The organism is uncultured Microbacterium sp. (assembly GCF_963521645.1).
Classification (GTDB): domain Bacteria; phylum Actinomycetota; class Actinomycetes; order Actinomycetales; family Microbacteriaceae; genus Microbacterium.
The window spans coordinates 18,082-28,108 of the sequence record NZ_CAUQVQ010000033.1; the positions used below are offsets into that span (position 1 = coordinate 18,082).

At 68.6% G+C, this 10,027-nt stretch carries 6 protein-coding genes; 5 read left to right on the forward strand and 1 reads right to left on the reverse strand.

Translation table 11 applies throughout. The features are described from left to right. The first annotated feature begins 36 nt into the window (after positions 1-36). From RWO82_RS09215 to RWO82_RS09235, 5 genes are all read left to right on the forward strand, one after another. Positions 37-4,692, forward strand: coding sequence for an ExeM/NucH family extracellular endonuclease (locus tag RWO82_RS09215; RefSeq protein WP_314425969.1), 4,656 nt, complete (start codon positions 37-39; stop codon positions 4,690-4,692). A gap of 158 nt (positions 4,693-4,850) precedes the next feature. Further along, positions 4,851-5,648, forward strand: a complete 798-nt coding sequence (locus tag RWO82_RS09220) for a DeoR/GlpR family DNA-binding transcription regulator (RefSeq protein ID WP_314425972.1) — start codon at positions 4,851-4,853, stop codon at positions 5,646-5,648. Then, positions 5,645-6,583 (forward strand): hexose kinase, encoded by a 939-nt coding sequence (locus RWO82_RS09225; RefSeq protein ID WP_314425975.1) that lies wholly within the window; start codon positions 5,645-5,647, stop codon positions 6,581-6,583. The genes RWO82_RS09220 and RWO82_RS09225 overlap by 4 nt, the downstream gene beginning before the upstream one ends. A 25-nt stretch (positions 6,584-6,608) precedes the next feature. Next, positions 6,609-8,657, forward strand: a complete 2,049-nt coding sequence (locus RWO82_RS09230) for a fructose-specific PTS transporter subunit EIIC (RefSeq protein ID WP_314425976.1) — start codon at positions 6,609-6,611, stop codon at positions 8,655-8,657. Between the two features lie 48 nt (positions 8,658-8,705). Then, positions 8,706-8,975, forward strand: coding sequence for an HPr family phosphocarrier protein (locus RWO82_RS09235; RefSeq protein WP_314425979.1), 270 nt, complete (start codon positions 8,706-8,708; stop codon positions 8,973-8,975). Between the two features lie 31 nt (positions 8,976-9,006). Here the strand turns inward: RWO82_RS09235 and RWO82_RS09240 are convergent, their stop codons facing one another. Then, positions 9,007-9,810, reverse strand: a complete 804-nt coding sequence (locus tag RWO82_RS09240; protein WP_314425981.1) for a DeoR/GlpR family DNA-binding transcription regulator — start codon at positions 9,808-9,810, stop codon at positions 9,007-9,009. Positions 9,811-10,027 lie beyond the last annotated feature (217 nt).

Here is a 10,027-nt window from a genome sequence, read left to right on the forward strand (position 1 = left end):
TCGCCCAGATCCCACCCGAGGAGACAAACACCGATGATGTCCGCTCCCGACGCCGCGAACCACATGGTTCCCGGTTCACATCGCAGAGGTCGGGGGCGCATCGGCGTCGTGGCCGCCACCTGCGTCGCCGCTCTGGGCGCCAGCGCCCTGATCGCAGCCCCCGCCTCCGCCGACGTCGCAGGGACGGGGGTGGTCATCAACGAGGCATACCTCTCGGGCGGCAGCGCCGGCGCGGCGTTCACGAACAAGTTCGTCGAGCTCTACAACCCGACCTCGCAGCCCGTCTCGCTCGACGGCTTCTCCCTCCAGTACCGTTCGGCGACCGGAACAGGCGCCTTCAACGGAGTCGCTCCGCTGACCGGGACGATCCCGGCAGGGGGTCACTACCTCGTGCAGGGCGGCAGCAACGGCACGAACGGTGCCGCGTTGCCCACGGCGGATGCCGTGGGCAACCTCAACCCGAGCGGCACGAACGGCACGCTCGCGCTCGTGGAGGGCACGACCGCGGTCGCGCTCACGCCGGGATCGGTCGCGGGCGTCGACGGCGTCGTCGACGTGCTCGGCTACGGCACCTCGAACACGTTCGAGACCAAGGCCGCCACTGCGCCCTCCGGCAACACCGACGTGAAGTCCCTCAACCGGACGGGCGGAGTCGACACCGACGACAACAGCGCCGACTTCACCCTGTCCGCCTCCATCACCCCGCAGAATGCGGGCGGCACCGACCCGGGCACGGATCCCGGCACCGACCCGGGCACCGACCCGGGCACTGAACCCGTGACGGCGTCGATCGCCGAGGTGCAGGGAACCACCGACGTCTCGCCGCTGAGCGGTCAGACCGTGACCGTCGAGGGCGTCGTGACGGCGGACTTCCGCACGGGCGGATACAAGGGCGTCGTGATCCAGACGCAGGGTTCGGGCGGAGAGACCGACGCGACCCCCGGCGCCTCCGACGGGGTCTTCGTGTACCTCAACGCGCTCGCTCCGACGCTCGCGATCGGCGACCTCGTCTCGGTGACGGGATCGGTCAGCGAGTACTTCGGCCAGACGCAGATCAACCCGAGTTCGCTCGCGGGCATCTCGGTCGTGCAGGCCGGCGTCGGGGTCCCCGCGCTCACGCCGCTGCCCGACACGGTGGTCGGCCCCGATCGCGAGCAGTATGAGAACATGTACGTCGCGCCTGCGGGCACCTACCGCGTCGCGTCGAGCCACCAGCTCTACAACTTCGGCACGCTGTGGCTGAACGCGGGCGGCGACCTCAACGTCAAGAGCACCGAGATCGCGCGCCCGGGCGACGAGGCCGCGGCGATCGCCGCCGCCAATCGCGCGAACCGCATCCTGCTCGACGACGCGTGGTCGATCCAGGTGACCAACAACGGGCACCCGAACGACCAGCCGTACTTCACGAAGGACCAGGTCGTGCGCAACGGCGACACGGTCGACTTCAGCGACAGCGGCTACGTGCTGCAGTACGGCTTCGACGACTGGCGTCTGCAGCCGACCGTGCCGATCGACAGCACGACTCCCGCAGAGCAGAAGGCCGCGTTCACCAGCACGAATCCGCGCGCGGAGAGCGCTCCCGAGGTCGGCGGCGATGTGCAGGTCGCGTCCTTCAACGTGTTCAACTACTTCACGACGCTCAAGAGCGAGAACTCGAATGCGCGCGGCGCCGCCACCGCCGAGCAGTTCGCGATCCAGAAGTCGAAGATCGTCGCGGCGATCAACGGGCTCGATGCAGAGATCGTGTCCTTGATGGAGATCGAGAACTCGATCAAGCTGGGCGGCTCTCTCGACGAGGCGCTCGCCGACCTGGTCGACGGGCTCAACGACGCGCTGGGGGCAGACGAGTGGGACTACGTCCGCACGCCCGACGAGTTGAACGACGCGACGACGACCGATTTCATCACGAGCGCCATCATCTACAAGAAGGACGCCGTGTCGACGGTGGGCGACAGCCTGACCGTCACCGATGAATCGGTGTGGGGCAATGCCCGCGAGCCGATCGCCCAGGCGTTCGATGTCGACGGCCGTGTCGTCACGGTCGTCGCGAACCACTTCAAGTCGAAGTCCGCCCCCGAGGGCGGCGGTGCGGAGCCCGCCGACGGGCAGGGCTTCTTCAACGCCGATCGCGTGAAGCAGGCGAACTCTCTCAAGAGCTTCACCGCCGAGATCGAGGAGGCCACCGGCAGCAGCGACATGCTGCTGATCGGCGACTTCAACGCCTACGCGAAGGAAGACCCGATCGACGTGTTCACCTCCGCAGGGTGGAGTGATGTCGCTCGCGACAAGGCGCCGGAGCAGCACACCTACACGTTCGACGGCGAGCTCGGCTCGCTCGACCACGTGCTGGCCTCGCCGTCGCTCGCAGAGTCGATCACCGGCGCAGGCGTCTGGAGCATCAACTCCCCGGAGTGGAGCGATCGTGGCTATGCGTTCGGCGCCGCCGAGGCGGGCACTCCGTTCCGCTCCAGCGACCACGACCCGATCATCGTCGGAGTCTCGTCGGAGATCCCGCCGGTGAGCATCGACGTCGTCACGATGAACGACTTCCACGGCCGCATCGAGGCCGACGGCGCTGCGGCCGGCGCTGCGGTCGTCGCGGGAGCCGTGCAGCAGTTCCGGGCCGAGAACCCGAACACGATCTTCGCCGGCGTCGGCGACCTGATCGGCGCCTCGACGTTCACCTCGTTCATCAACGACGACAATCCCACGATCGACGCGCTCAACGCTGCGGGGCTCGACGTCAGCGCAGCGGGCAACCACGAGTTCGATCAGGGCTGGGAAGACCTGCGCGACCGTGTGCAGGACCGCGCCGAGTGGGAGTACATCTCGTCGAACGTCTTCCTGACCGAGACGGGTGAGCCCGCGCTCGCTCCCGCCTGGGTCAAGGAGCTCGACGGAGTCAAGGTCGGCTTCGTGGGTGCCGTGACCGAGGACCTCGACTCGCTCGTGTCGCCGGAGGGCATCGCCGATCTCGAGGTGCGCAGCATCGCGGACTCGGTGAACGCCGTCGCCGACGACCTGCGAGACGGGGACGCCTCGAACGGGGAGGCCGACGTCGTCATCCTTCTCGTCCACGAGGGCGCCGCGAGCACCGAGCTCTCGAGCATCACCCCCGACTCGCCCCTCGGTGAGATCGTCTACGGGGTCGACGACGACGTGAACGCCATCGTCTCGGCGCACACGCATCTGGCCTACAACCACGTGATCGATGGTCGTCCCGTCATCTCGGCTGGCCAGTACGGGGAGAACCTCGGGCTGATGAACCTCCAGGTCGATCCCGAGAGCAAGGAGCTGCTCTCGATCACGAACGAGATCAAGCCGCTCACCGCGAACGGCCAGGCGCTGTATCCGGCGGTGCCCGAGGTCGCCGACATCGTGGCGAAGGCCAAGGCCGATGCCGACGTGCTCGGAGCGGTCAAGGTCGGCGACATCACCGCCGACTTCAACCGCGCGCGTCAGACCAACGGGTCCGAGAACCGGGGCGGCGAGTCCACCATCGGCAACTTCGTGGCCGATGTGCAGAAGTGGTCGACGGGTGCGGACATCGCGCTCATGAACCCGGGCGGCATCCGTGCCAACCTCACCTATGCGTCGTCGAACGCGAACGATCCGAACGGCAACGTGACCTACCGCGAGGCGGCGACGGTGCAGCCGTTCGCGAACACCCTGGTGACGCTCACCCTCACCGGTGCGCAGCTGAAGGGTGTGCTCGAGGAGCAGTGGCAGCCCACAGGGTCTGCTCGACCGTTCCTCAAGCTCGGCGTCTCGGAGGGGCTCGTCTACACGTACGACCCCGCCGCGGCACAGGGCTCGCGGGTCACGTCGATCACGCTCGACGGAACCCCGATCGATCCTGCGGCGGAGTACACCGTCGCGGCCAACTCGTTCCTCGCCGCCGGTGGAGACAACTTCTCCACCTTCCGTGAGGGCGCGGGCAAACGCGACACCGGCAAGATCGACCTGCAGTCCATGGTCGACTGGTTCGACGCGAACAAGACGGCGACCCCCGACCTCGCCCAGCGTGCGGTCGGCGTCTCGGTCAGCGCGGCGGACGCCGACGGCTACAGCGCCGGCGACCAGGTGTCGGTGGCTCTCTCATCGCTCGCCTTCAGTGCGGGGGAGCAGGCGCCCGGCGAGGTGACGCTCTCGCTCGGCGACGCGCAGCTCGCCTCGGGGGTCATCGATCCGACCATCGTCGACACCACCGACGAGGTGGGGCGTGCATCGCTCACCTTCACGGTCCCGTCGGGTGTCTACGGGGAGCAGCTGCTCACCGTGGCGGTCGCCGGAACCGGAACGACGGTGCAGGTGCCGTTCACGATCGCGGGTGAGGAGCCTGCCGAGTTCGCGGGATCGATAGACCTCGGTTCGTCGAAGGTGGCTGCGGGCAAGAAGCTGCAGATCACCGGCGAGGGCTACGAGGCGGGTGAGACCGTGACGATCGAGATGCGCCCCAAGAAGGGCGCACCGATCGAGGTCGGCACCGTACAGGTGACCGCCGACGGCACGTTCTCGACCGCGGTCACGGTTCCCAAGAACGCTCAGCCGGGCAAGTACACGGTCGCGGCGTCGCAGGCCGACGGAGACGAGGCCACGGCCACCGTCACCGTCAACCGCGCCGGAGGCGTGGGCGGCATCATCGGCGGCATCATCGACTGGCTGTGGGACCTCATCCACGGATGGTTCTGATCTGACGCGATGAGGAGCGGGCCGGGGAGTGATCCCCGGCCCGCTTCGTCGTGCCGGTGCCACGATCACGCATCGAAGATGAAACCACATCTGCTCTTGTCTTTGTGTTGTTCTGTGTTGTATCTTGTGGGAAAGTTCTTCACAGCAACGGAGCAGCGATGTACGCGATGGAGCGCCAGCAGGGGATCGAACGGATCCTGGCCGACGAGGGGCGAGTCTCCGTCGTCGACCTCGCGCATCGCTTCGACGTGACGACGGAGACGATCCGCCGCGATCTGGCCGCACTCGAAGAGACCGGTTCTCTCGTGCGGGTCCACGGGGGAGCGGTCGCGAAAGACGACGACAGCACCAACGAGTCGTCGGTGCTCGAGCGCGTTCTGCAGCACGGGGCGGAGAAGCGGGCGATCGCCGCGCGTGCCCTGGCGACGCTCGGCAGCGACTTCCACGGATCCGTGTTCATCGATGCGGGCACGACCGCCGCCGCGGTCGCCGACGGACTGGCCGCTCGAGCCACCCCCGCGCCTCAGGGGGCTCGCGCACACGTCGAGGCTGTGACGCACTCGCTGACGATAGCCCCGATGCTCGCCGCGGCGGATGACATTGCGCTCACGGTCATCGGCGGACGGATCCGCGGAGTCACCGCCGCAGCAGTCGGCGCCGAGACGGTCGCAGCGATCGGGCGGCTGCGCCCCGACGTCGCGTTCATCGGAGCCAACGGCATCTCGGCCGGCTTCGGACTCAGCACTCCGGACCCTGACGAGGCATCGGTGAAGGCGGCCATCGTCCGCGCGGCACGTCGCGTGATCCTGGTGGCGGATTCGAGCAAGCACGACAGAGAGCTGCTCGTGTCGTTCGCGGCGTTGCGCGACATCGACGTGCTCGTGACGGACGCGGAGCCGCCCGCCGAGCTCGCGGCCGCGCTGTCGGACGCCGAAGTGGAGGTCTGGGTCGCATGATCGTCACCCTCACCGTGAACCCGGCGCTGGACCGGACGATCGCGCTCGACGCGGCTCTGCGCCCCGGCGAGGTGCAGAGCGCCCGCTCCGCGCAGGAGGAGGCCGGAGGAAAGGGCGTCAACGTCTCCCGTGTGGTCGCCGCCGCCGGAGTCGACACCCTGGCCGTGCTCCCGCTCGCGAGCGAAGATCCCTACCGTGCTCCGCTCGCCGCGACCGGCATCCCGACCGTCGCGGTTCCCGTCACACGTCAGGTGCGGACGAACCTCGCGATCACCGACCCCGACGGGGTCACCACCAAGGTCAATCTCCCGGGCAGCCCGCTGAGTCTCGCGGATTCCGCGTCGGTGGTGGCGGCGGTCGTCGACGCGAGCGCGGATGCCGACTGGCTGGTCCTCGCGGGCTCGCTCCCCGATTCCGCCGCAGCGACGTTCTACGTCGACGTCGTCCGTGCCGTGCGCGCTCGTCGGGGGAGCCGTTCGCCGCGGATCGCCGTCGACGCATCGGGACCCGCTCTTCTCGAGATCGTCACCCACGCATCGGTCGACCTGATCAAGCCGAACGACGACGAGCTCGCCGAACTGCTCGGCGTGGCCGTCGACGGCAGCAGCCCCGAGGCGATCGTCGACACCGTCCGAGCCATCGTCCCCGAGCGGGTCGCCGCCGCTCTCGTCACGCTCGGCGGATCAGGCGCCGCACTCGTGACTGCGGAGGGAGCGTGGTTCGCCCCCGCACCGCGCATCCGCGTGGTGAGCACCGTCGGGGCCGGTGACAGCTCGCTCGCGGGCTATCTGCTGGCCGACCTCGCCGGTGCCGAGGCGGCCACCCGGCTGGCGTCGGCGGTCCGCTACGGCGCCGCTGCGGCGTCGCTCCCCGGAACCCAGGTGCCGACAGCGGCCGACCTCGGGTCCCACGACATCTCTGTTCGATCGATCTGATCACTGACGACCACTGGAGGTCATCATGTCCGACACCATCACCGCCGATCTCGTCAGCATCGACGCGCCGCTCGGCACCGACAAGGCCGCGGTCATCCGCGCTCTCGCAGACCGGGTCGCCGCTCAGGGGCGAGCCCTCAGCGGCGAGGGGCTCTTCGCCGATGCCTGGGCGCGCGAGGAGAAGGACGAGACCGGCCTTCCCGGCGGCATCGCCATCCCGCACGCGAAGAGCGCGTCGGTGACCGTCCCCAGCCTCGCCTTCGCGCGGCTCGCCCCGGGGGTCGACTTCGGCGCGCCGGACGGGCCCGCCGACCTCGTCTTCCTCATCGCGGCGCCGGACACCGCTGTCGAGGCGCATCTCGCGATGCTGTCGAAGCTCGCTCGCAGCCTCATGCAGGAGGAGTTCACCGGGGCTCTGCGGGCTGCGGGTTCGGCCGATGAAGTGGTGCGCATCGTCGATGCCGCGATCGCCGACGAGCCGGCTGCGACCGCTGACGAGCCCGCTGCGGCGTCGGACGAGCCGGCAGTGGCCGCCGTACCCGCGTCGACCGAGGGCGCGGAGCGCCCGCGTATCGTCGCCGTCACGGCATGCGCCACCGGCATCGCACACACCTTCATGGCGGCCGATGCGCTGACCGCCGCCGGCCGCGAGCAGGGCGTCGACCTCGTGGTCGAGCCGCAGGGTTCCAGCGGCTACAAGGCACTGCCGCAGAGCGTCATCGATCAGGCGGATGCCGTGATCTTCGCGGTCGACGTCGACGTGCGCGAACAGGAGCGCTTCGCGGGCAAGCCGGTCGTGCGCTCGGGCGTCAAACGCGGCATCGAGGAGCCGACGCAGCTCATCGCCGAGGCGATCGCCGCCGCAGCCGACCCGAGGGCGGCGCGCGTCGGCGGAGCGGCGTCCTCCGCGGCATCGGCGGGCGACTCGGCCGCAGCGGCCCCGCAGTCGTTGGGTCGTCGCATCCAGCGCATCCTGCTGACCGGCGTGAGCTACATGATCCCGTTCGTCGCCGGCGGTGGTCTGCTCATCGCTCTCGGCTTCCTGTTCGGCGGCTACGAGGTCAATGCCGACAATCAGGCGTTCACCGTGATCCTCGAGAACGCGCTGTGGGATCTGCCCGCCGGCGGTCTCGGCCAGTACATCGGTTCGGTGCTGTTCGTGATCGGTGCGACCTCGATGGGCTTCCTGGTCTCGGCGCTCTCGGGGTACATCGCCTTCGCGATCGCGGATCGACCGGGAATCGCCCCCGGATTCGTCGCCGGTGCGGTGGCCGTGCTCATGAACGCCGGCTTCATCGGCGGAATCGTCGGGGGTCTGCTCGCAGGAACGGTCGCCTGGGCCATCGGCCGCATCGATGCTCCGCGGTGGCTCCGCGGCCTCATGCCGGTCGTGATCATCCCGCTCCTCGCCTCCCTCGCGGCGTCCGGGCTCATGCTGCTCTTCCTAGGCCGCCCGATCGCCTGGTTGATGCTCGTGCTCAACGAATGGCTGACCGGACTCGCCGGCACATCCGGCATCGTCCTGGTCGGAGTGATCCTCGGACTCATGATGTGCTTCGACCTCGGCGGCCCCGTCAACAAGGTGGCCTACGCGTTCGCGACCGCCGGACTCGCCTCCGCCTCGACCGACAACCCCACGCCGTACCTGATCATGGCAGCCGTGATGTGCGCGGGAATGGTCCCGCCCCTGGCGATGGCGCTGGCGTCGACGGTGCTCGACCGCCGCCTGTTCACTCCGGTGGAACGCGAGAACGGAGTCGCGGCGTGGCTCCTGGGGGCATCGTTCATCAGCGAGGGGGCGATTCCGTTCGCGGCCGCCGACCCGCTGCGGGTGATCCCCGCCTCGATGCTCGGCGGTGCGGTGACGGGTGCTCTGAGCATGGCACTCTCGGTGCAGTCACTCGCCCCGCACGGCGGCATCTTCGTGTTCTTCGCGATCGACCCGATCTGGGGCTTCCTGATCGCACTCGCGGCGGGAACCCTCGTCAGTGCATTCGCCGTCATCGGCCTCAAGCGGTTCGCGCGCTCGAAGGCGCCGGTCGCCGAGGCATCCCGCGTGACCGCCGAGGCCTGACCCGCCCGCATCGCATCCTTCTGAGAACAGAGAGAAAGAGAAACCGAAATGGCAGAACGACAGGCGACCATCGCGAGCGGCTCCGGCCTGCACGCTCGTCCGGCGAAGCTCTTCGTGGCGGCGGTGCAGGAGAAGGGCATCCCCGTCACGATCTCCGCAGGCGGCGGAGCGGAGCTCAACGCCGGAAGCATCCTCGCGCTCATGGGGCTCGGAGCATCGAAGGGGACGACCGTCACCCTGCGCTCGGATGCCGACGGCGCGGAGCAGGCGCTCGACGAGCTCGCGGCGCTGCTCGAGACCGACCTCGACGCGGTCTGAGGGGTTCAGCCCCTGGCGACCGGGAGGGGCGTCAGGGGCTGACGACCTCGACCTCGGCTTGGGCGAGGGCTGCGGCGAACTCGGGGTCGGGGGCCGAGTCCGTGACCAGGTAGTCGGCGCGATCGAGAGTGGCCACCTGGGCGAACAGCCGACGGCCCACCTTCGAGGAGTCGGCGAGGATGGCGGTGCGCTCGGCGCGCTGGATCATCTCGGCCATCATGTTGGCGTCCCCCATGTTGGACGTGGAGAAGCCCGCGGCGTCGATAGCGCCGACGGCGATCAGTGCCAGGTCGCATCGGATGTCCACTTCAGGGCCGCCCGGGGTCATGGTGAAGGTGACGGGTCCTGTCGTCGCCTGCGTGATCGCACGCACCGCACCGCCGAACACATAGAGATCGCGGAACACCGACGGTGATATCTCCGCGGGGATCCGCAGGTTGTTCGTCGCGATCGTGAGATCGCGATGATTGCGGAGCGCACGCGCGAGCGCGAGGGTGGTCGTGCCCGCATTGAGCATGATGACAGCGCCGTCGTCGATCAGTCCCGCGGCGAGACGGGCGATCTTCTCCTTCTCCTCGGTCTGCATGCGCAGGCGCACGTCGAGAGCGCGATCCTTCAGCTGCGCTTCGGCGCTGACGGCGCCTCCGTGCGTGCGGACGACCACGCCCTCGCGATCGAGTTGATCGAGATCGCGACGGATGGTGTCGATCGAGACGCGGAAGTGCTCGGCAAGACCTCCGACGGTCACTTCTCCGACCTGCTCGACGAAGGCGGCGAGGTCGGCCTTGCGGCCCGCGGGAAGTCGTCGCTTGGGCGACGGTGCGGTTGCGTCCATGCACACATCTCTAGCACAGTCGAGTGAAAAATCGGCAGACTTCGGCAGATACCGGCATCGATCGTGCACCACATTGACCCTCTTATTCGCAGAAACCCGGGGCTGTTGGCCGCGAACATCGCTGAACTGACGGTGTTTCTCTCAGGGAGGCTTGACGTTGCCGCAAATGTCGGCATAACATGGCTCAAAACCGCACGAACGAGCATTGAAAACTGTG